The following is a 20,947-nucleotide window of genomic DNA, read 5'->3' as shown; positions in this document are numbered from 1 at the left end:
TCTGGACACCAAATTATTTTCTTGTTCTCGTCACATATGGATAAATCGGATCTCTTAATTGGAACTCATACGTTTCACCATGTACAATGCCTACAATCTTTTGGCTATCATAAAGTTCTAACAGAAATCCAGCCATTCCTTTCGCAGTATGAAACTTAGGAATCGCTCCTTCATATTGAAATTCATCAGCATCCAAAGAACGTTTAGCAAATTCCGTTTCAGTTGCAGCAGGAGCTAAAACCTTCGCCTTCAGGGCTGCTCCTTTTTCTTTCAATTCTTGTGCTAGACCTTCTGTAAAGGCACTTACATAAAACTTTGTCGCACAGTAGGTCACAGCATCGGCAACGATCACGTATCCGCCTCCTGATGAAACATTGATGATTTGTGTTCCTTCAACCTCTGCATAATCTCGTACATAAAGAGAGGACAGAACGGTTAAAGCCTGTATATTCAAGTGAAGCATTGTCTCGATTTTATTTAAATTTTGTTCCCCTACAGAAGCAAAGTTTCCAAAACCAGCATTGTTAATCCAGGTTTCGATCTGATAATTGCGAAGACTTTCGTAAAATTCATATACGTTTGCTGTGACAGATAAATCAACAGTTCGAATGATAACATCCAGGTCTGAGTTAATCTCTTCCACTTTTGATTTTAACGTTTCCAACTCTTCCGTTCTGCGGGCTGCTATGATCAAATTTTTTCCGCGAGCCGCAAAAGCAAGAGCCGATTCATACCCAATTCCTGAACTTGCACCTGTAATAACCGTATATTTCATATAAATTCCTCCTGAATTTCATTCATCTCGTTTTATTGTGAACGAACAATGAGTTGAGTATACTGATTAGAGTAAACTCTAAGTCAAGACAAAATTCAGTGTGGAGGTTTCTCATGTTCACTATTGGAGAAATTGCCGAAATTTTAGGAATAAGCACTCATACATTGAGGTATTACGAAAAGGAAAAAATTGTTACTCCCGTGCGGGATGCCAGCGGAGACAGACGATATCATGATTCACATCTTAAATGGCTGCAATTTGTGATCAAGTTGAAAGAAACACAAATGCCGATCGCGAAAATAAAGAAGTATGCTTCACTGGTTTTAGAAGGAGAACATACCTCTCAGGAGCGATTAAACTTATTAGAAGAACATAAACACTCTATAAATAAACAAATCAAAACTTTACAAGCCGCGGATGAGATGCTTGAGCATAAAACTTCTGCATACAAAGATTTTATAAGTAAACGAGGCTAGAAGCAGAATCCAGGGGGATAACGTGAACGAGCATTGTAAACAGTGAACGAAAAAAGGATGCGAGTGCTCGCATCCTTGAAAATCTTTCTGTGACGAAACTATTATGCCAGTATTTGCATACCTCCACATATTCCGATCATTTGTCCGTTCAAATAATGCGCTCCGTCGCTAGCGATAAACGCAAGAATGGGGCTTGCACCTTCCAGTTCCAGGTAATCTTCGCTGTTTGCCATTAAGATTGCTTGCTTGGCAGTAGCGCTCGCCCGATTCTCATGTGTAGCAATAAAACGAGTTCCCATATAGACGCCCTGCGCTCCCATTGCAAACATTCCTTTTGCCCCTTTACCGTCAATAATTCCGCCTGCTGCAATAACAGGAATATTTACGACGGATGTGACCTGCTGCACTAGAGAAAATATGCTTATATCGTGTTGACTGATATGTCCCCCGGCTTCTCTTCCTGTAACGATCAAGGCATCTGCGCCTAAATTTTCAGCTTCGATCGAGCTAATGGGATATTCTATATTTAAAAGCCTGGTGATTTGATTGGAACAACAGAGCGATTTGTATATCATATGATAGCGATACACGAACTTTTTATTTGGTAATTATATCCATAATTAATATTGACAGCAGATTAGTAGTAATATAGAATCAACCTCAATTCTTATTAATCCGATGCGCTAATTTGAACCTGTGTGGTGAGCCCTGTTAACGATCAGCTATGGGTTTACCGATAAATTGCAAAAGGAGATGTGCATATGACAACGATATCGAACTTCTTCAAGGAAGAAGCGGCATCACTTCAGCCAAAGCTTGTCGAAATGCGCCGGGAGCTGCACCGGCATCCCGAGCTTTCTAATGAAGAATACGAAACAACGAAGCGAATTTGTTCCTGGCTTACGAAACTGGGCATTCACCAACTTGATCTGGATTTGCCGACAGGTGTGCTGGCCGAAGTGAAGGGGGCGCTTCCGGGACCAACGATTATGCTGCGGGCTGATATCGACGCGCTGCCGGTCACGGAGGAGACGGGACTGCCGTTCGCTTCGACCGTTACCGGGAAAATGCACGCTTGCGGCCACGATTTTCATACGGCTTCGATGATCGGCGCGGCGGCGCTGCTTCAGGAGCGGGCCGACGAGCTTCACGGCACAGTACGCATTCTGTTCCAGCCGGCGGAGGAGCTTGCGGTCGGCGCTCGCGCGGTGATAGAAACGGGAGTTTTGACCGGCGTCTCAGCGATTTTCGGTATGCATAACAAGCCTGATCTGCCTGTTGGTACGGTCGGCATTCGGACAGGCCCTTTGATGGCGTCAGTGGATCGTTTCGAAATCGAAGTCCAGGGCAAGGGAGGCCATGCAGGGATGCCGGAAGCGGCCATCGATCCTGTTGTGGTCAGTAGCGCCATCGTGGGCGCACTTCAGACCTTGGTCAGCCGCAATGCCAGTCCGAAGCATTCCGCCGTGGTCAGTGTGTGCAAGCTGCAAGCCGGAGCGACCTGGAATGTGATCCCGGATACGGGGCTTCTCGAAGGTACGGTGAGAACATTCGAGCCGGAAGCGCGGATTCGAATTCCCGAGCAGATGAAACGGGTCGTGGAAGGCGTGGCCGCCGGATATGGGGCTGAGGCGGCACTGAATTGGATGGGGATGCTGCCTGCGGTGAACAACGAGGCGAACATGGCAGAAATTATGCACGCGGCGGCGGAAGCGCAGGGACTCCAGGTGGTGGAGGCGGAACCGACGATGGGGGGCGAGGACTTCGCCTTGTACCAGGAGCATGTGCCGGGTTGTTTTATATGGATGGGGACCAGTGGGACGGAACAATGGCACCATCCGAAGTTCACTTTAAATGAAGAAGCGCTGTCGATCAGCGCGGCCTTGTTTGCGGAAACAGCCGTGCAGGCGCTGAAGGCTCTTGGATGAGTGCGGGGTTGCTTACCCGGCGGCTTGCGGAGCGGATCGTCGGCTCCGATCCGCTGAAGGATGCGCAGGCCCTGGAGGCTGCCCGCGCTGGTGTTCTGGACTGGCTGGCATCAACGCTCGCCGCCAGGGACGATGCGGGGGCGGATAGCATCACCGCGGCGCTCGGGATCAGTATGCTTGGGGCAGGAACCGGTGACTCTTCCGTACCCGGAAGGCCGGGACGGCTTGCGGCGCTTGATGCTGCACTGGTCAATGGCTACTTAAGCCATGCGCTTGATTACGACGATGTGCACGAAAGCGTCCGGGGCCACCCGAGTGCCGTAATTTTGTCTGCGTTGCTGGCGGAAGCGGAGGAGCGGCGCTCGACCGGGTCCGATTTTCTCGCGGCCTATGTCGTCGGGGTTGAGACGATGTGCCGGCTCGGACTGGCGCTCGGCCCTAAGCCTTACGAGGTCGGCTGGCACAGTACCTCCCTTCTTGGCGTGCTGGCTGCCGCCGCTGCATGCTGCCGGCTTGCCAGACTCAGCGCCAACACAACGGTGCGCGCGCTCGGGCTGGCGGTCACGCAAGCCGGGGGGCTAAGAGTGCATTTCGGCACACAGGTCAAGCCGCTGCACGCGGGTCTGGCCGCCCGCTCGGGTTTGCTGGCGATGCGGCTCGCGGAAGCTGGAATCACCGGAGCGGAGGAGCCGCTGGAGGGACCGCTCGGTTTCTTTGCGGCCCTCGGCGGTGTAGATGCAAAACCGGAAAAGACGACGGAGGACTGGGGAGAGCCGTGGCAAATCGCCGAGCCCGGCCTCTGGTTCAAACGGTATCCGTGCTGCTCGGCATCTCACCATGCTGCTGATGCTGCGATGACGATCCATGCCGCCTGCGGGGCTGACATCTCGGCCATCAACCGGGTGATCGTCAGCTTTCCGCCCGGGGGAGACGCTGCGCTCATCGTCAGCGAGCCGAAGACAGGCGTAGAGGGGCGGTTCAGCGTCGAATACGTGATTGCGGCGGCGCTGGCGGACGGGGAGCTTGGCATCGGCACTTTTGCCGATAAACCGATTCGTCCTGATTTGCTGGCGCTCGCCGCCAAGGTGCAGCGGCGATACGACACCGACATCGTTCCCGCACCGAACGCGATGCCCAAGGGCCGGTTTACGATCGTCAGCGTCATCTATGCTGATGGATCGACACATACGGAGCGGGTAGATTGCCCGCGCGGAGCTCCCGGGCACCCGCTAACTCAGGAGGAACGGACGGCCAAATACGCGGACGCTGTCCGTGGACTTTCCCCTGCTTGGCAGGAACTGCCCGGCAAGGTCGGGCGACTGGAACAACTGGCTGATTTATATACACTGCTTCCCGATATTTAAGAGGTAGTTCAAAAAGTCATCTTTTGATCACACACATTTAGGAGGTGCACGGTATGCCGTCACATGTTATCGATATGATTATGCTGCAAAACAATTTCGGAACCGCTGAAATGCGCCGAGTCTGGTCTGACGAGAACCGGTTGCAGAAGCATCTGGACGTGGAAGCGGCTCTGGCGCTTGCGGAAGCGGAACTTGCGCTCATCCCGACCGAATCAGCGGCCGTCATTGCCGACAAGGCGAAGGTTGAGCTTATGAATATAGAGGAAATCGCTCAGGAAGTGCTGAAGGTCAAGCACTCGCTCATGCCGACGCTGAAGGCGCTGCAAAAGCTGTGCGGCTCCGGGCACGGGGAGTGGATTCACTATGGCGCGACCACGCAGGACATCGTTGACACCGGGATGATCCTGCAGCTTAAGGAAGCCCACCAAATTATCGTCCGCGATCTGCGTGCGGTCGCCCGTGAACTGGCGCGGCTGGCACGCGAGCATCGGGAGACGCCAATGGCGGGGCGTTCCCACGGCATGCAGGGCCTGCCGACCACCTTCGGTTTCAAGGTCGCCGTGCTGCTTGACGAAACGATCCGCCATCTGGATCGGCTTCGCGAAGCGGAAGCCCGGGTATTTACCGGCGTGCTGGGAGGCGGCGTCGGCACTCACGCTTCCTTCGGTCCGCTTGGGCCGGATGTGGAGCGGCTGACGATGGAGCGGCTCGGCCTGCAAACGCCGAATATTTGCTGGCATTCGTCCCGGGACCGTTCGGCGGAATACGCCGGCCTGCTCGGGATGATCAGCGGCACGCTCGGTAAAATGGGCAACGAATTTTACAATTTGATGCGCACCGAGCTGGACGAGGTAGAAGAGCCGTTTACATCCGGAAAAATCGGCTCCTCGACGATGCCGCATAAACGGAACCCGGCGGCCCTGGAAGGGATCGCGAGCCTCACCAAGCCAATCCGCTACAATGCTGCGCTTGTGCAGGAATCGATGGTCGTTGAACACGAGCGGGACGCGATGTCCTGGCGCGGGGAGTGGATCGCGCTGCCGGAAAGCTGCATTTATCTGGCGGCTCAGCTCGCGTCCGCGAAGGCGGTTCTGGCCGGATTGGTCGTCAAGCCGGAAAACATGCTGCGTAATTTGGACAAACTCGGAGGACTGTTGCTTTCCGAGCGAATCATGTTCGCGTTGGCGAAGCCGATGGGCAAGCAGACCGCGCATGAAGTTGTCTACGAGCTGTGTATGAAGAGCGTGGAGGAAGAAATTCCTTTCCGCGATATGTTGATGGCCGACGCTCGCATCCGGGAAGCAGTCGAAGCGGAGGAGCTGGAGCGGTTGCTGGATCCGTCCACTTATTTGGGCTCGGCTCCGCAAACGGTAGACCGGGTGCTGGCCGCCGCCGAAGCGAGCGGCTGGCTTCAGGTGGAACAAGCGTAAGCGCGGCGACCGCGGCACAGAACACCTACATTAACGTTTCCCGATAGAACCCGCCCGCAGGATCTGAAGCCGGGCGGCGTTCATCGGCTTTGAACGGCAGGAGGACGACATGGCTAATTTTCGTATGGCAACTTTGAAGGACGCGCCTGCATTGCTCGATTTATCGCTGCGTGCCTATGAACCGATCCGCCAGCTTGGTATCAACTTTGCCGCCGCCACGGCGGATTTGGCGCTGGTGGAAAAAAACATTCGTGAAAACCTCTGCTTCGTCATGGAAGAGGACGGAAAAATCGTATCCACGATCTCGATTAGAATGCCGTGGGGTTCGTCGCCGGGACCGTTCGGCGTTCCCCACCTCTGGTGGTTTGCCAGCGACCCGGATGCAGGGCGAAAAGGGATCGGCCGGGAGATGATCGGCTGGTGTGAAGAAACGATTGTCAGGGATACCTTGAAATCACCGGCCGTCTCGCTGGGTACGGCGGATAAGCATCCCTGGCTGATCGAGATGTACAAGCGGCGCGGGTATGAAATTGAAGGCTCCAGGGACCTGGGCAAGGGCCATATCACGATTTTCATGAAAAAGATCCTTAACTCCTGAAATTATTCCTTCCGACTTTCTTTTGTGACGGGAAACGACATTAAATTGACTAGTCTTATAGGAATATATATAATGAAATTCATTAAAATTGTCGAAGTAAGTGAATAACATCATGAATGTGGGGGAAACAAGATGAAGAAAAGATATTTATTTACTTTAATCTCTATACTCTTAATCAGCCTGCTCGCCACTGCTTGCTCAGGTTCGAATTCTGGAGAGGCAGACGGGAAGAAAGTGCTTCGCGTAGGGGCGACAGGACAATCTTTTCCCAACAGCTATAAGGAAGGGGACAAACTGGTCGGCTTCGATGTGGAAGTCATTGAAAAAGTAGCCGCAGACCTAGGTTACACCGTTGAGTGGACCAATTCGGATTTCAGCGGTTTGTTGGGACAATTGGAGACAGACAAAATCGACACAATCGCCAACGCGGTTGCGGTAACGGACGAGCGGAAGGCTAAATACGATTTTACGGCTCCATATTCCTATGCTGGAGTTACGATTGTTACGCATAAAGATAACACTGAAATCAATACGCTGGACGATTTGAAAGGCAAAACCGTAGCGGGTGTACTCGGTTCGCAAAACGTGAAAAACCTGGAGAAATTCGATACGAAAGGCGAGATCAAGGTCCGCACGTACGAAAATCGCGACGGTGCGCAAAATGATGTGCTGAACAAGCGCGTAGATGGCTATGTGAATTCCAAGTCGTCCCTGCTGGCCGAAATCAAGAAGCAGAACTTGCCGTTGAAGTTCGTCGGGGAACCTTTCCATTACGAGGATGTCGCGTTTCCGTTTGTCAGGAATGAAAAAAATGCTCCTTTGATCGAGCAAATGAACACAGAAATTCAAAAATTGAGAGATAACGGGACTCTGAAACAAATTTCTGATAAATACTTCGGAGAAGATATTACGGTAAGATCGGAGTAACGGCGATGTAAATGGAAAGCAGGAGATTCGAAAATGAACTTTGATCCTTCTTATATTTTTGTGGTGCTGGCCAAAATCATGAAATACATTCCGATCTCCTTGTTGATGGCCGTCGTAGCGATGGTCATCGCCGTGGGGATCGGGCTCGTGCTGGCATTCATGAGGGACAGCTCCAACCGCGGACTACGGTCGCTGGCTAGCGTATATATTTCGTTTTTTCGCTCTATCCCAATGCTGGTGCAGCTGTTTTTGATCTACTACGGCTTGCCGCAGTTGTTTCCTTTTTTTACGAAAATGGATGCGGTCACCGCAGCGATGATCGGGCTGGGGATCAAGCAGGCTGCTTTCCTTGCGGAAATCTTTCGTGCCGCCTTTCTGTCGGTGGACAAAGGGCAGATGGAGGCTTGCCTGACCGGGGGAATGACGAAGATGCAGGCGTATCGACGGATCATCATACCCCAGGCGGCACGCAATGCCCTTCCGGGTACGGGCAACATCTTTATCTCGCTGCTCAAAGAAACATCGCTCGCCTTCACATTGGGCGTCGTTGAAATCTTCGCGGAAGCGAAGATGCAAGCAGCGGAGTCGTTCCGGTTCTTTGAGGCTTACTTGGCCGTAGCCTTGGTCTACTGGGCGATGATTATCGTGTACACTTATTTGCAACAACTGCTGGAAAAATATTTGGAACGTCCGTACCGGACGTAAAGGTTGATTGGTATATGATTAGAGTCACGAATTTAACCAAAAGCTTTAAAGGTCTGGAGGTCCTGAAGGGCATCGATCTTGAACTCAAGGACGGAGAAGTGCTCTCGATTATTGGCCCTTCCGGGTCGGGGAAATCGACGCTGATCCGCTGTTTGAATCTTTTGGAGAGACCTGATACCGGGATCATTGAAATCGGTAATGCCAAGCTGAACGCGGAAAACTGTACGCGTAAGGAGATTCAGCAATTACGCGCGCAAACCGCTATGGTATTCCAAAATTACAATTTGTATAAAAATAAAACGGCATTGCAAAACGTAACGGAATCGTTGATCATCGTCAAAAAAATGCCGAAAAAGGAAGCGGATGAGCTTGGCATGGAGCTGCTGAGACAAGTCGGGCTGGAGAGCAAGAAGGATAACTATCCGGCAACGCTGTCGGGAGGCCAGCAGCAGCGCGTCAGTATTGCCCGCGCCCTTGCTATGCGACCGCACGCCATTTTGTTCGATGAACCAACCTCATCGCTTGATCCGGAGCTGGTGGCTGAAGTGCTGCAGGTGATTAAATCGATTGCGGAATTGGATACGACCATGATCATCGTGACTCACGAAATGGGATTTGCCCGCGAAGTGTCGAACCAGATCGTGTTTGTCGAAGGTGGCTATATCGTCGAGCAAGGCCCGCCTGATCAACTTTTCAACCATCCGCAGAAGGATCGCACGAAACAGTTTCTTAAAAATTTTCAAAATGGATAAAGCAGCTTGCTTTTCGGAGAGGGGAAGTACACAGGGTTAATTCCCCTCTCTGCATGTTTAGGTCAAAAAAGAATCTTTTGCGTCAGATGTTGAATTCTCGGCATCATGATTGCATCATCAATGATGAAGAGTCCATTCAGACCATTCATCGGGCTCTGGATCTTGGAGTAACATTGCTTGATACCGCTGATACGTATGGCAACGGACATAACGAGGAAGTTTTAGGCAAATGATTTGGCTCGAATTGATGCTGTTAGTCCAAATGCATACGGTGGACGTTATCCTGATACAGTGTAACCGTTCTGGTTGTTCATTTTTAAAATACTAGCTGCTATTTCGATTGCGAAGGAAGAAGCCCCTTTTTAACAACGAGGACTTGACACCATCGTGCAGGTGAGATAGCATTATCCCTAATAATTATAATACGTTGAAAAGGAATAGTACGGTTTTCCAAGCGAACAGAGAGCTGTTGGATGGTGTGAAACAGCCGTGGAGAAGATCGGAACTCGCCTTGGAGTTGCTCGCTGAACCCGTGAAGTAGGTGGAGCCGGAGCCTGACCGTTATCATCAGGAGGATGCCGGGTTGTCCGTTTTGGCAAACCCATATCCGTAGAGTGCATGCCGAGTATGGCATGAATTCGGAGTGGTACCGCGTAAGATGTCAAAGTCTTTCGTCTCTGTTAATGGAGATGAAAGGCTTTTTTTGCGCGTCCGGTCTTTGGTTGTTTAGGCACAGAAAATTGATGAAAGGAAGGGATATCCATGAAAAACGTTAGCAAGTACGCCAGAGGATATTTTATGCCGCCGGAGGCAAGCTTGAATTGGACCCGGAAGGAATACATTACAGAGGCGCCGACTTGGTGCAGCGTCGACCTTCGCGACGGCAATCAGGCGTTAATCGTTCCGATGAATCTGGAGGAAAAGCTGGAATACTTCAAATTGCTTGTAGATATCGGGTTCAAGGAGATCGAAGTCGGATTTCCTGCAGCATCGGAAACGGAGTTCACCTTTTTGCGCACATTGATTGAGCAGGAATTGATCCCGGATGATGTAACGATCCAGGTGCTTACCCAATCGAGAGAGCATATTATCCGCAAAACCTTTGAAGCGCTGAAAGGCACGAAAAAAGCCGTAGTCCATTTGTACAACTCAACGTCTGTGGCGCAGCGGGAACAGGTATTCCGCAAATCCAAGCAAGAAATTATCGACATCGCTTTGAACGGCGCCAAGCTGTTAAAGCAGTGCGCGGAGGAGACGGAAGGGAATTTCCAGTTCCAGTATTCACCGGAAAGCTTTACAGGCACAGAAATTGAATTTGCGCTGGACATCTGCAACAGTGTGCTCGATATATGGCAGCCAACGGCGGAGAATCCGGTCATCATCAATCTGCCTGCAACGGTATCCATGTCGATGCCTCACGTCTACGCCAGCCAGATCGAGTACATGAGCGAGCACCTGAATTTCCGGGAAAATGTGATTTTGTCGCTCCATCCGCATAACGACAGGGGAACAGGAGTGGCGGATGCGGAGCTGGGGATGCTGGCCGGAGCGCAGCGCGTCGAAGGCACTTTGTTCGGGAACGGGGAAAGAACGGGGAACGTAGACATTGTGACGCTGGCTCTGAACATGTACTCGCACGGGGTAGACCCGAAGCTGAATTTTGAGAACATCCCTGCGATCGCCTCCGTTTATGAGCGGCTGACCAAAATGAGAGTAAGCGAAAGACATCCTTACGGAGGTGAGCTGGTATTCACCGCGTTCTCCGGTTCGCATCAGGATGCCATTGCTAAAGGAATGAAATGGCGCGAGGAAGAGGAACCAGAGCATTGGTCGGTCCCTTATCTGCTAATTGATCCCAAGGACATCGGCAGGGAGTATGAAGGCGATATTATCCGTATTAACAGCCAGTCCGGCAAAGGTGGCATCGGGTATGTGCTGCAGCTGAAGTACGGACTTGATCTCCCGGCGAAAATGCGCGAAAACTTCGGATACTTCGTTAAAAACGTATCAGATCAGCAGCAAAAGGAACTGATGCCTGATGAAATATACGATATTTTCGTGAAGGAATACGTGAATATCCAAACACCTGTGGAGTTTGTTAAATACCGCGCTACAGATAATGAAGATTTTCAAACCATCGTCACGATCCGGACCGGCAATGAAGTCAGGGAAATTACAGGCAACGGCAACGGAAGACTTGATGCGATCAGCAATGCTCTGCAAACCGATCTTGGACTGAATTATACCGATTTGATCTACAAAGAACACGCTCTGGAAACAGGCTCTAAATCACAAGCTGTCTCTTATATCGGCATCACGGCTCCGGACGGCAGCGTATATTGGGGCTGCGGCATTGACGTTGATATTATGACCTCATCTGTAAAAGCCCTGTTCAGTGCAGTGAATCAATTTAGCCGTCAATGATCAATCATTAAAGTAACAGAGGACCCTTCTGCAGCAGCATGCAAAAGGGTCTTTTTGCTGTTATTTTAATTTTCATGTATAAGGAATATACTATAATAGAATCGATCTAAATTATCGAATTTGTCGGATTACAAAGGAGAAAATTTGTGAGCTTATCCGTATGGTACGATCTCTTTTTGTTCCTCCTGTTATTTGCATTATTTGTTTATGTGTTTGCAACTGTTGCAATTACCGATTTGCGTAAAGTATACCTTTTGTTTCATTTCCTGATGATGCTTTGGCCATTGTGTCAATTTGCTACGGGGATTACGCATGATCGGCATTTACAGCTGTTTTATGTGACCTTGTCTTTTGTCGCGCTCTCCATGTTGGGCAGTGGTTGGCTTCTTCTAACAGCCTTCCTTACCGGGAATGCAAATAAACTAGGGAGAAAGAGATTATTCTTGCTGTCTATCCCCGCTGTTGTTGCAGCAGCCGGTGTAGCCAAGAACCCGTTTAACCTTTTTGTAAAACCGCTGGAAGGCGGGTACATCCATAGAGAATACGGTCCATGGTTTTGGGTTGTGATCGTCATTTTATTAAGCTATTTTTTGGCTTCCCTCTCTTTTTTGTTTCGAGCATTCCATTCTTGCAGAACGATATTAACCATTAAAAAACAAGTCAAAATAACGCTCTGGGGAATTTTCGTGCTGGCCACTTTTGCATTAACGGACCTGCTTCTTAATGTAGTCTTAAGGGAATGGCTCCCGATCATTCCGGGGTTGACCTCGGCAGGCATTTTTATTTCTGCTTTATTTTTTGTATTTGTCATTAAAAGATACAATGTTTTGGATATTGTCTCCATCGCTCATGAGGATGTGATCAATACAATTCCATATGGAATTATGGTAGTGGACGAGAACGAATCCATTATTGAAGTCAACAAAGCCTTACGGTTATTTGTGGATGTAAATGTGGGCGACTATTTTGATATGGAGAAGTTTCTGGGATCTGTTCGAATAGCTGGCAGCAGCCGGAGATTCCTCGAGCATTACAAGCATAAAAACAATATATTATCTCAAATTGAAATCATCGTTGAGCGAGAACCTGTGAGTCATTTTATATTGCAAGCTTCTCCGATCATTGACTCTTACCGTATGCAAATCGGTCGTATTCTTATGTTTCAGGATGTCTCACAAGAACGTTATCTTGTTAAAGAACTGAATCGGCAAAATGAAATCCTGCGGGAACGCAATCATTCTCTTGATAGCATTCGCAACGAATTATCCATAGCCAATCAAAAACTCAAGGAAATGGCGCTTACGGACAGTTTGACAAACTGCTACAATCGCTATTATTTAACCGAACAGTTAACTCATGAGATTGAAAACAATATTCAAGATAGAGCTCCGTTTTCTCTAATCCTCTTTGATGTTGATTTCTTTAAAGCCATAAATGACCGCTATGGACATGTCATAGGGGATGAGGTCCTTTATCGTACTGCTCAAACCGTCAAACAATCTCTTCGCAGTACGGATATTCTAATCCGTTACGGCGGAGAGGAATTCATCATCTATTTTCCGGATACAGACCGCCGATTAGCTGAACAATTAGCGGAAGAAGTGAGATTATTGGTAGAGTCCACCCGCATCTTGGTGGGGCATGAAAACGAACCTGTTTCCATTACCCTTAGTATGGGGGCATTATCTGTTGAAAATTTTGATATTGAACATATGCCAGACAATATGGAAGGGTACTTAATGGGGCTCCTTTCTGAAGCAGATAAGGCGCTTTATCAAGCCAAGAGCAATGGACGCAATCGGATTGAATTTGCTGAATATTAAAAAATCAACAATCCATAGACAGCTGACCTCGGCTTTGCTAATGTGTTAACTTGAACTGATGTGTAAAAGGCATTAGCAGCGGCGCCCCGCGATGGATCAAGTAAAAGAAGCGCCGTAACCCATATACGGGTTGCGGCGCTCCGCTTTTCAGTATCACGTTGACTATTGCCATAATGGGTACGGAAAGCATAACCAGACATGGCTTGTAAAAATAAGATTACTCATCATTTGTTTTCGAAAGCTAGAAAGTGAAAAGTCGCTCAACGGGGAGCGGCTTGTTGTATATGTATAGATTAGGGCAGTTTCCCGGATACCCGGAGTGCAACCCGAATAGTTTCCAGGACGGCACATACATCTCTGGCTGCATTCGAGCATGTTTATGCGGCTGCCGCTGATAGCCGACAAATCGGCCTTCATCAATCCAATTATTGATGGCAGTCACCGAAACATTGAAAACTTCGGCCAAATAGGTTGTTTTATAGCTAGCAGACATAACTGGCTCGTCGGCCGAACGAGCATTTAAGTCCACATAGTCAATTAATTTTTCAACGGCAGCAGCAATCTCCGACTCGGGAGCGCTTGCATGTGTAATAATGGCGTAATCTCGCATCAGTTCAACCAAGTTCTTAAGAGAACGGACGTTTAATGCAAGAACTTCATGGTCTTCTTTTTCTGCTATGACTCTGAGGAGTTCTCTTGTTTGAGTCCGAACTTCCACTGTCGTCATTATACTCACCCCTCCCCAGTTAAAATCATACCTTAAAAATCTGTGTTGCTGAGTGTCTATCTCTAGATGTATCAAGAAGAAAACCGATCTTAAAAGGAGAGAGGTGTGTTAATGAATTGTGACATGTCTCTACGTCGGAGGTAGAAGTGTGTTGAAAAAAATAGCATGAAAATCGGCTCAACCTAAAAATCGGTGCTTGACTAACGGGTAGACCTCGAATGATCCATCGATCCGAACATGTTCCCGGTTAACGGTGATCATTGAGCTTATTCGTGCAAAATGGCAGAGGAATTATTTTTAACGGTTGGAGGCGCGCTTATTGAGGCAAAACGGTTCCTTAACCGCCGAAAAGCGGGAAATAGGCTCGTCAGCAACCGTTACATTTGGAATCCTCTTGTTTTTGCCCAAATAGCGTCGCTTACATCCGTTAGATTTTTTCGATCCTTACGCTGTTGCCTGTCCCTCAGTCAAGCACCGATTTCGGTTTTGAGCCTGAAAATCCCTTAAGAACATTTTTGAATAATTAGTTCCTAAGAATGAGATTTATAACTCCCTCCTTAAAGATGAATGAATAAAATTTAGTATATTATTTATTTTATGGGAAATCAGAGTTTGCATATAGGAGGGTCCAGGTTTTGGTTCATGTATACTCACCTCTACCTTTTATTACCCACTATTTCAGGATATGCTCTAAGCTAGAAAGACAGAAGGTATACTATTGGACAGATAAGTGATGACATCATTGGAATTGGAAAATTTTTGATGGTTGTGAGAATTACAATTAGAGAGGAAGGCTAATTATGGCTATGCCAACAAAAGCTCAAATTTTTGAATATTGGATGGATTGGTTAGATAAAAAGGAATTTGACTGGGGCGAACCATGTTGTTGGGCTTGTAAACGCCATTTTGGTGCCAAATTTGATTTAGAAAAACCTCAGTCTACTCGTGAAGAGATAATAAAAAATTGGAACAGTGTTCCTCTCCAGCGTTGTCACATTATTCCTCGTCAGTTTGGTGGAGAAGATACACCTAGTAATTTGTTTCTTATGTGTAAAAGCTGTCATGACAAAGCCCCCAACACCAAATCTCATGAAATTTTCTTGAATTGGGCAGAAAAACAAAATTTTACACTTGATCTCAAAGAGAATTTCATGAGAGAGTTAAGAACTTTTGAATTATCTGATCGGATTGATGATGTAAATAAGATACTGGAAAACAAAGAGTTGATGAAACAAATTTATAGTAGTTCAGGATTACATATGAATCAAGTTAGAGGTGGGGTAGAAATCACCATCTCAAGTATTGTTGGTCAAATTGCCGAAGAATTAAAGAGACAAGATTGACGTTTAGTTCGTAGGAGCTGGTATATGCCAGCTCCCTTCACATATTTCGCCGGATAGACCCCGTAAAACTGTACCTTGCTAAAAGCGAGACGAAAAATTTGTGTGCTAATCAAAAGCACGTTTAAATTCAATATTTATATTCCTGAGGCTATTAACCTGTTTCTCATTCATTGTGCTGACAATTCCTATGAATTCATCAATTGCTTCTCTCTTTAAAGCTTCGGGGTTATTTACCTCATTATCTGAATACATCAACTGACTAAGAGGTATATTCAAGGCGCTTATAATTTTCTCCAATGTATCAATTGAAAAATTGCGTTCTCCACGCTCTAGCGATCCAATATAAGCATCATCCAAACCTGATAGCTCCGCAAGTTGTTGTTGAGTTAATCCTCTCGCTTTACGAATTGCTCTGATCCGTTCTCCAACCGAATTTCGTAACGTTGTCATATTAACCACCTCTCCTAAAGGTTAGGAGAGTATTGATGTAAATAGCAGAGATTTAAAGGCGGTAAAATGTATTGAAAAAGCTGCGAATAAGAACTATATTTATTTTATTGTACTACTTATTTGGAGTTTCCAAAAGAAAAATTAATCTGTGTGCTTTTTTATTAAGCATGCCATCAAAGGAGGAGCTATCTTTGCAAACTTTCATCCTGAAATCACTCAAACCGGACATCGTTGTTGAGATGCTGAATATGGCTGCAGGCTTGGAAAATTGGAGCAAGGTGTTGGAGATAGCCGATATTTTGTACCAATGCGTGAAGTGTATTCATGAAGAGCGGAGGGAGCGTCAATCCAAAGGATGGTCTGCCCCGTATAACCCTACTGAGCGCCCGTTGCTGTATTATCACGGATATAGTCTTGAAATGAAGGGCCTTGCTTATCAGAAGCTGGGGAGAGTAGAGGAGGCGCGAGCGTGTATCGGGCGATATGCGGAACTGAAATGGATGGATGCACTGAATGAAGCGGAAGAGCAGGTGGTACATGAGTTCAAGCATAAAGCGAGGGCAAACTGGTATGCCCTGGAGATTGAGGCGGGACAAGCTGAGTTGCTGGAGGAGTATGTTGGTTTTCTGCGTAAGCATACCGAGGAATGGGGGAGGGGGCTGACCACGATCATGGGGGCGGCGGTGCGGTATGGGTGGCAGGTTGATCAGATTCATCAAACAACGAGAATATGTATCGTTACTTCTTCCAACGGGCGATGTACGAGCAATGGATTAGGCGGCCGCAGGATGCAGTCGAGTGCATTTTGCAGGCGCTAAGACTTGCCCATGAGCTGGGGATGGATCGATATTTCAAGAGGTGTGCTTCAAAAATTCGAATCGTTACGGGAAACAGCAACGAAGGAGCAAATACAGCGATATCGAGCGTTTTTGAAGATAGTGGGGTAAATACGAGGATAGCTGTAGTGCTTGACGATCCGATGCAGCCTGTGACAGTATGATAGAGATTAGATCAATATAATGAATGGAGAATCCAAAAAATTAATGTCTAACTTGCCTAATTGTCCGAAATGCAATTCCGAATATACGTATGAGGACGGAAGCTTGCTGGTGTGCCCGGAATGTGCCCATGAGTGGAGCCTGGAATCCGGTCCCGAAGCCGGTGAAGACGAAAAAATCGTAAAAGATGCCAACGGCAATGTCCTGCGGGATGGAGACTCGGTTACCGTCATCAAAGACCTGAAAGTAAAAGGAACATCATCGATCCTGAAGATCGGCACCAAGGTCAAAAACATCCGTCTGATTGATGGGGATCACGACATTGATTGCAAAATCGATGGATTCGGCGCGATGAAGTTAAAGTCGGAGTTTGTAAAAAAGGCCTAAGATACTGTCAAAGGCCCGCTATGCTATAGCGCCACCACTGATGATCTAATCCTCAGTAAATCGTGGTTGAATATAAAGAAGGAGCCAGGGCGGCTCCTTCTTTAATGTTGTTAGATTGAGTTTACTTGCAGCAAAATTCTTCCCCGTCCATGTCTTGCTTCACTTTTCTCCAGTGCTTTGTCGGCTTGGCTTAGCGAGAAAGTGGAATCGATCTCTGCTTTAATCGTACCATCGGCAATTAGTTCGGTTATAGTCTGCAGATCCGCATGGGTTGGGAACTTGGTGTTGAATTTAGCGGTAACGCCATGCTTTTGCGCGTTCTCCTGGGATGGATACTGAGTCAAAGAAACGAGAATTCCGCCCTTCTTCAGAACGGTCCAGGATCGATTCTCGGTATCTCCTCCAACGGAATCGACGACCAGGTCCGCTTCTTTGACGACGTCCTCGAAAGCAGTCTTGGTATAATCAATGACCAGGTCCGCTCCCAAAGACTTGACGAAGTCCAGGTTAGAGGTTGATGCCGTAGCGATCACTGTTGCTCCTTTCCACTTGGCCAGTTGAACGGCAAATTGTCCAACACCGCCTGCTGCCGCATGAATAAGAACGGTTTGGCCAGACTGGAGTTCGCCTTCGGTGAACAGCGCTTTCCAGGCCGTTTCGGCTCCTGCCTTAATCGTAGCCGCAGCTTCAAAGGTGAGATGATCGGGCATTTTAACTAATTCCTGGGCTTGCGCAATGCCATATTCAGCATAGGCTCCCCTGACACTGCCAAATACACGATCCCCCGGTTTGAACTCCGTTACATCTTGCCCCACCTCTTCGACAACTCCGGAAGCGTAAAATCCAGGGATGTAGGGGAAAGTTACAGGAAAAACCTCTTGAAGCCAGCCGTTACGAATTTTATAGTCAAGCGGAATAACCGTGGCATACACGATGCGAACGAGCACTTCATCCGTTTGCGGCTGAGGGCGATCAACCTGTTCTAACTTTAAAACACTTGGACCGCCATATTCATTGACTAGAATGGCTTGCATCGATTTGCTAGACATGCTTATCTCTCCTTTGTCACTCATTATTTTTGTGATTTACAGTCAAACTTCTAATGAAGCGGCAATTTTTTGTGCCAGGGCAACAAACTGCATTTTTTCTTCGTCATTGAGAACTTTCGTTGTTATCTCTTCCAGCTTGCTCCAAGCCTCAATCACCTTGGGTTCAAACTCACGGCCCGCCTGGGTAAGCGCTACGATGGTTACGCGTTTATCTTCCTCTGAGCGGCTGCAGGTGACCAGTCCTGCCTCTTCCAAACGGCGAACGGATTTGGCAATGGTCGAGTGATCAAGTCGCAGCGACCGTGAAAGACTATTCTGTGATTGGCTGTCCCGGTGCCACAGCTGCATCAGTATGAGCTCTTGCCCTGGGTATAGGCCCGCTTCTCGAAGCAGCTGTCCTCCAATCTTATGATGTGAACGAGCCATGCTGAATATAGAGAAGCTTACGGGAAATTGCGTTACCGCACGGATTTCATTTTCAATGGATTCGTTATTTCTTTTATTAGTAAATTTAATCACTCCCTTTATTTATGTGGTCGTCAACATAAAATTATTCAGATTAATGCCCCGGTTTTTCTTTGTTTTGATCGGGCTCCTACCCAACATATGACTAACGAAGCGATCGCAAAAAATACCGTAACCCCGACGAGGATCGCGAAAAAGGACTCATCAAAGGCTGCACGACCGGCCGCTTTTAACGCCTCGGCTGCTTGTCCGGGCAGGCCTTCCGCAACCATTAGTGCTTCATCCAGGCTGTCTTTCACATTTGCCGGAACCTGAAGTCCTGCAGGAATTTTCATGGTCAACGTATACACTAGACCCGACATGCTTCCGATGATCGCGATTCCGGATGCTCCGCCGAGTTCATAGGCTACTTCCTCGATAGAAGCTGCCATCCCGGCTTTCTCAGGTGGCGCATAACTCATGATCGAGTGAGACGCTGCCGTCATCCCTGCACCCAAGCCTGCTCCGAGGAGCGCCAGACCGAGTATTTGCCCCGCAATACCTGAATTAAATTGGAACAAATAGATCAGCGTTCCCAAAGCCGCAACCAGGAGAGTGAAGCTCTTGAAACGTATCACATCGTAGCGATGCATGATCTTCCCGGCCAGCGGGCCCGCAACAAGAGCCGCGACCGGTATGCTTAGTGTAATGAGTCCCGCCTGCAGCGGATTCAGACCCTCCACCAATTGCAGCCGCTGAGTCACGATATACTGAATGCCCAACTGTCCGAATAGGCCAACCAAAGCTGTAATAAATCCCGTGGTGAAAGGAGATATTTTAAAGAGCGACAAGTCAAGCAACGGATTGGAGCTTCTGAGCTGGCGCTGGATAAAGATGATCAGTGCCACGACCCCGATAACGGCTCCGATCGCTGCAAATGTCAGGGACCCTTCCCGCCGTGCAAATTCTTTGATGGCATAGATCAGCGCCACCATGGCAATCAAAATCTGGAAGGAGCCCATCAGGTCCCACTTCGTTTCTTGATTGCCCGCATGCTTGGGGACATATACCAGTGTCAAAACAAGCGCTGCGATCGAGATGGGAACGTTGATCAAAAAAGCCGCTCCCCACCAGAAATGCTCCACAAGCAGTCCGCCTATGATGGGACCGAGCCCTGCACCTCCGGATGAAATGGAGCCCCAAATGCCGATGGCCAATCCAAGCTCGCGCGGATCGGTAAATGTAACTCTGATGATGGACAATGTAGCAGGCATCATCATGGATGCGCCAACGGCAAGGAGAACTCTTCCGACGATCAATACAGCAGGTGTTGTAGCAAAAGCCGCCAAGAGAGAAGCTGCCGAGAAAACGATTAACCCGAGGGAGAACATTCTTCTATGACCCAAACGATCCCCCAGTGTTCCCATCGCCGGAAGCAGACCGGCCATGACAAGCGAATAACCGTTCAGAATCCACAATTTTTCCGAAGCGGACGCACCCAGATCATGGGTTAGGCTCGGCAATGCCGTGTAAAGAATCGTCGCATCCATCACGATAAGCATAAGCGCACTGGACACCACGACCAGAGTTATCCAGCGTTTATAATCATTCATTCTAGTTACTCCTCCATATCTCATGAATCTGAAATCCTTGTACAAAAAAATCTAAACTATAGGGTTACCCTATAGTCAAGCAATAACTCATCGGTTACAATTTAAGCGCAGGATCTTCAGATTATAGTGAGAGGTATAAGAGATGCCGGAAATGAGCAAACAATACTTTACTACCAGCGAACTGGCCAGCATGTGCGGAGTGACCAAACACACCCTTTTTCATTACGACGAGATCGGGCTCTTAAAGCCTGAATTTATTAATGCAAAAGGCTATCGATATTATTCTTTTCGGCAATGTTACCTGCTTGATATTATTAATGTACTCAAGAAGGCAGGAAGCTCCCTGCAGGAGATCAAGGATTTTATACAGAATCAGAACACTCCTCTGCTCATCAAGCTGCTTAAACAGAAACAGCGCGATCTGGAAGCGGAACAGCTTCGAATCAAACGGATGCAAGATATTCTGCGAAGCGCCATTCAAATGACGGAGACCACGATGGAAGGGTTACGGGATGTTCCATTAATAGAGGAATGTGAAGAGGAATATTTTATCGCCACCCCGCTGGAACATGGTGATGACGACAAGGAGTTTGCCAGAAAACTAAGTGAACATCGAGACTATTGCGAAAAGCATGTTATCGATCACGAATTTCCCATCCAATGTCAACAGGTTAGCGACACACGATGCTAAAGGTCAACAATTGTTCTTGCGATTATGATGGAATTTGGATTTT

21 protein-coding genes, 1 pseudogene and 1 other annotated feature are annotated in these 20,947 nt (G+C 48.0%); of the genes and pseudogenes, 15 read left to right on the top strand and 7 right to left on the bottom strand.

From position 1 onward, the window contains the following. Positions 1–13 precede the first annotated feature (13 nt). Positions 14–775: an SDR family NAD(P)-dependent oxidoreductase gene (locus ACE41H_RS21700; RefSeq protein ID WP_375357648.1), complete on the bottom strand. Its 762-nt coding sequence runs from the start codon at positions 773–775 to the stop codon at positions 14–16. A 113-nt stretch (positions 776–888) separates the two neighbouring features. On the opposite strand from ACE41H_RS21700, the gene ACE41H_RS21695 reads away from it, so the two are divergent. Further along, positions 889–1,251 carry a MerR family transcriptional regulator gene (locus tag ACE41H_RS21695; protein ID WP_375357647.1) on the top strand — a complete coding sequence of 121 codons (363 nt, stop codon included), beginning with the start codon at positions 889–891 and terminating at the stop codon, positions 1,249–1,251. 101 nt (positions 1,252–1,352) lie between these two features. Here the strand turns inward: ACE41H_RS21695 and ACE41H_RS21690 are convergent, their stop codons facing one another. Continuing rightward, positions 1,353–1,724: a nitronate monooxygenase gene (locus ACE41H_RS21690; protein ID WP_375357646.1), complete on the bottom strand. Its 372-nt coding sequence runs from the start codon at positions 1,722–1,724 to the stop codon at positions 1,353–1,355. A 288-nt stretch (positions 1,725–2,012) separates the two neighbouring features. Here ACE41H_RS21690 and ACE41H_RS21685 point away from each other — a divergent pair, with 288 nt between their 5' ends. The 10 genes and pseudogenes from ACE41H_RS21685 (at position 2,013) to ACE41H_RS21640 (ending at position 13,202) form a co-directional block, all read left to right on the top strand. Then, complete coding sequence (locus ACE41H_RS21685; protein ID WP_375357645.1) at positions 2,013–3,179, top strand: amidohydrolase; 1,167 nt, start codon at positions 2,013–2,015, stop codon at positions 3,177–3,179. Further along, positions 3,176–4,543 carry an MmgE/PrpD family protein gene (locus ACE41H_RS21680; RefSeq protein WP_375357644.1) on the top strand — a complete coding sequence of 456 codons (1,368 nt, stop codon included), beginning with the start codon at positions 3,176–3,178 and terminating at the stop codon, positions 4,541–4,543. Before ACE41H_RS21685 ends, ACE41H_RS21680 begins: the two co-directional genes overlap by 4 nt. A gap of 53 nt (positions 4,544–4,596) precedes the next feature. Further along, the gene (locus tag ACE41H_RS21675) at positions 4,597–5,973 is read left to right on the top strand and encodes an N-acetyl-S-(2-succino)cysteine lyase (RefSeq protein ID WP_375357643.1); all 1,377 of its coding nucleotides are present in this window, start codon (positions 4,597–4,599) and stop codon (positions 5,971–5,973) included. A 109-nt stretch (positions 5,974–6,082) separates the two neighbouring features. Continuing rightward, a complete protein-coding gene (locus ACE41H_RS21670; protein ID WP_375357642.1) occupies positions 6,083–6,571 on the top strand; it encodes an S-(2-succino)cysteine N-acetyltransferase in 489 nt (162 codons plus the stop codon). A gap of 132 nt (positions 6,572–6,703) precedes the next feature. Then, positions 6,704–7,498, top strand: coding sequence for an amino acid ABC transporter substrate-binding protein (locus ACE41H_RS21665; RefSeq protein ID WP_375357641.1), 795 nt, complete (start codon positions 6,704–6,706; stop codon positions 7,496–7,498). A gap of 33 nt (positions 7,499–7,531) precedes the next feature. Beyond that, positions 7,532–8,203, top strand: a complete 672-nt coding sequence (locus tag ACE41H_RS21660; protein WP_375357640.1) for an amino acid ABC transporter permease — start codon at positions 7,532–7,534, stop codon at positions 8,201–8,203. A gap of 14 nt (positions 8,204–8,217) precedes the next feature. After that, the gene (locus tag ACE41H_RS21655; protein ID WP_375357639.1) at positions 8,218–8,955 is read left to right on the top strand and encodes an amino acid ABC transporter ATP-binding protein; all 738 of its coding nucleotides are present in this window, start codon (positions 8,218–8,220) and stop codon (positions 8,953–8,955) included. 119 nt (positions 8,956–9,074) lie between these two features. Further along, positions 9,075–9,185: pseudogene (locus ACE41H_RS21650) on the top strand (aldo/keto reductase); the annotation flags it as partial. Positions 9,186–9,373: 188 nt separating this feature from the next. Next, positions 9,374–9,637 (top strand) — a binding site (T-box leader). A gap of 80 nt (positions 9,638–9,717) precedes the next feature. Further along, positions 9,718–11,379 (top strand): 2-isopropylmalate synthase, encoded by a 1,662-nt coding sequence (leuA, locus tag ACE41H_RS21645; protein ID WP_375357638.1) that lies wholly within the window; start codon positions 9,718–9,720, stop codon positions 11,377–11,379. Between the two features lie 146 nt (positions 11,380–11,525). After that, positions 11,526–13,202, top strand: coding sequence for a histidine kinase N-terminal 7TM domain-containing diguanylate cyclase (locus ACE41H_RS21640; RefSeq protein WP_375357637.1), 1,677 nt, complete (start codon positions 11,526–11,528; stop codon positions 13,200–13,202). Positions 13,203–13,443: 241 nt separating this feature from the next. Here ACE41H_RS21640 and ACE41H_RS21635 read toward each other — a convergent pair whose 3' ends face one another. After that, positions 13,444–13,929, bottom strand: a complete 486-nt coding sequence (locus tag ACE41H_RS21635; protein ID WP_375357636.1) for a hypothetical protein — start codon at positions 13,927–13,929, stop codon at positions 13,444–13,446. Between the two features lie 800 nt (positions 13,930–14,729). Here ACE41H_RS21635 and ACE41H_RS21630 point away from each other — a divergent pair. Continuing rightward, positions 14,730–15,272 (top strand): HNH endonuclease, encoded by a 543-nt coding sequence (locus tag ACE41H_RS21630; RefSeq protein ID WP_375357635.1) that lies wholly within the window; start codon positions 14,730–14,732, stop codon positions 15,270–15,272. Between the two features lie 105 nt (positions 15,273–15,377). Here the strand turns inward: ACE41H_RS21630 and ACE41H_RS21625 are convergent, their stop codons facing one another. Next, entirely contained in the window at positions 15,378–15,722 is a 345-nt protein-coding gene (locus ACE41H_RS21625; RefSeq protein WP_375357634.1) for a helix-turn-helix domain-containing protein, read from the bottom strand. 191 nt (positions 15,723–15,913) lie between these two features. On the opposite strand from ACE41H_RS21625, the gene ACE41H_RS21620 reads away from it, so the two are divergent. Both ACE41H_RS21620 and ACE41H_RS21615 read left to right on the top strand, forming a co-directional pair. Beyond that, the gene (locus tag ACE41H_RS21620; protein WP_375357633.1) at positions 15,914–16,540 is read left to right on the top strand and encodes a hypothetical protein; all 627 of its coding nucleotides are present in this window, start codon (positions 15,914–15,916) and stop codon (positions 16,538–16,540) included. A 225-nt stretch (positions 16,541–16,765) separates the two neighbouring features. Beyond that, positions 16,766–17,107, top strand: coding sequence for a zinc ribbon domain-containing protein YjdM (locus ACE41H_RS21615; RefSeq protein ID WP_375357632.1), 342 nt, complete (start codon positions 16,766–16,768; stop codon positions 17,105–17,107). A 110-nt stretch (positions 17,108–17,217) separates the two neighbouring features. Here ACE41H_RS21615 and ACE41H_RS21610 read toward each other — a convergent pair whose 3' ends face one another. The 3 genes from ACE41H_RS21610 to ACE41H_RS21600 form a co-directional block, all read right to left on the bottom strand. Continuing rightward, positions 17,218–18,156 carry an NADP-dependent oxidoreductase gene (locus ACE41H_RS21610; protein WP_375357631.1) on the bottom strand — a complete coding sequence of 313 codons (939 nt, stop codon included), beginning with the start codon at positions 18,154–18,156 and terminating at the stop codon, positions 17,218–17,220. A 42-nt stretch (positions 18,157–18,198) separates the two neighbouring features. Beyond that, on the bottom strand, positions 18,199–18,582 hold the full coding sequence (locus tag ACE41H_RS21605; protein ID WP_375357678.1) for a MarR family winged helix-turn-helix transcriptional regulator: 384 nt from the start codon (positions 18,580–18,582) through the stop codon (positions 18,199–18,201). A 128-nt stretch (positions 18,583–18,710) separates the two neighbouring features. Next, on the bottom strand, positions 18,711–20,213 hold the full coding sequence (locus ACE41H_RS21600; protein WP_375357630.1) for an MFS transporter: 1,503 nt from the start codon (positions 20,211–20,213) through the stop codon (positions 18,711–18,713). A 142-nt stretch (positions 20,214–20,355) separates the two neighbouring features. Between ACE41H_RS21600 and ACE41H_RS21595 the strand changes: the two genes are divergently transcribed. Then, a complete protein-coding gene (locus tag ACE41H_RS21595) occupies positions 20,356–20,904 on the top strand; it encodes a MerR family transcriptional regulator (RefSeq protein ID WP_375357629.1) in 549 nt (182 codons plus the stop codon). Positions 20,905–20,947 lie beyond the last annotated feature (43 nt).

Source organism: Paenibacillus enshidis (genome assembly GCF_042136365.1).
Taxonomy (GTDB): domain Bacteria; phylum Bacillota; class Bacilli; order Paenibacillales; family Paenibacillaceae; genus Paenibacillus; species Paenibacillus enshidis.
This window is presented reverse-complemented; position numbering and strand designations above follow the sequence as displayed.

Coding starts and splice junctions, on each gene's coding strand:
- ACE41H_RS21595 (WP_375357629.1), top strand. CDS start 20,356: ATGCCGGAAATGAGCAAACAATACTTTACTACCAGCGAACTGGCCAGC.
- ACE41H_RS21665 (WP_375357641.1), top strand. CDS start 6,704: ATGAAGAAAAGATATTTATTTACTTTAATCTCTATACTCTTAATCAGC.
- ACE41H_RS21600 (WP_375357630.1), bottom strand. CDS start 20,213: ATGAATGATTATAAACGCTGGATAACTCTGGTCGTGGTGTCCAGTGCG.
- ACE41H_RS21685 (WP_375357645.1), top strand. CDS start 2,013: ATGACAACGATATCGAACTTCTTCAAGGAAGAAGCGGCATCACTTCAG.
- ACE41H_RS21630 (WP_375357635.1), top strand. CDS start 14,730: ATGGCTATGCCAACAAAAGCTCAAATTTTTGAATATTGGATGGATTGG.
- ACE41H_RS21680 (WP_375357644.1), top strand. CDS start 3,176: ATGAGTGCGGGGTTGCTTACCCGGCGGCTTGCGGAGCGGATCGTCGGC.
- ACE41H_RS21615 (WP_375357632.1), top strand. CDS start 16,766: ATGTCTAACTTGCCTAATTGTCCGAAATGCAATTCCGAATATACGTAT.
- ACE41H_RS21655 (WP_375357639.1), top strand. CDS start 8,218: ATGATTAGAGTCACGAATTTAACCAAAAGCTTTAAAGGTCTGGAGGTC.
- leuA (WP_375357638.1), top strand. CDS start 9,718: ATGAAAAACGTTAGCAAGTACGCCAGAGGATATTTTATGCCGCCGGAG.
- ACE41H_RS21700 (WP_375357648.1), bottom strand. CDS start 775: ATGAAATATACGGTTATTACAGGTGCAAGTTCAGGAATTGGGTATGAA.
- ACE41H_RS21635 (WP_375357636.1), bottom strand. CDS start 13,929: ATGACGACAGTGGAAGTTCGGACTCAAACAAGAGAACTCCTCAGAGTC.
- ACE41H_RS21605 (WP_375357678.1), bottom strand. CDS start 18,582: ATGGCTCGTTCACATCATAAGATTGGAGGACAGCTGCTTCGAGAAGCG.
- ACE41H_RS21695 (WP_375357647.1), top strand. CDS start 889: ATGTTCACTATTGGAGAAATTGCCGAAATTTTAGGAATAAGCACTCAT.
- ACE41H_RS21625 (WP_375357634.1), bottom strand. CDS start 15,722: ATGACAACGTTACGAAATTCGGTTGGAGAACGGATCAGAGCAATTCGT.
- ACE41H_RS21610 (WP_375357631.1), bottom strand. CDS start 18,156: ATGTCTAGCAAATCGATGCAAGCCATTCTAGTCAATGAATATGGCGGT.
- ACE41H_RS21670 (WP_375357642.1), top strand. CDS start 6,083: ATGGCTAATTTTCGTATGGCAACTTTGAAGGACGCGCCTGCATTGCTC.
- ACE41H_RS21675 (WP_375357643.1), top strand. CDS start 4,597: ATGCCGTCACATGTTATCGATATGATTATGCTGCAAAACAATTTCGGA.
- ACE41H_RS21660 (WP_375357640.1), top strand. CDS start 7,532: ATGAACTTTGATCCTTCTTATATTTTTGTGGTGCTGGCCAAAATCATG.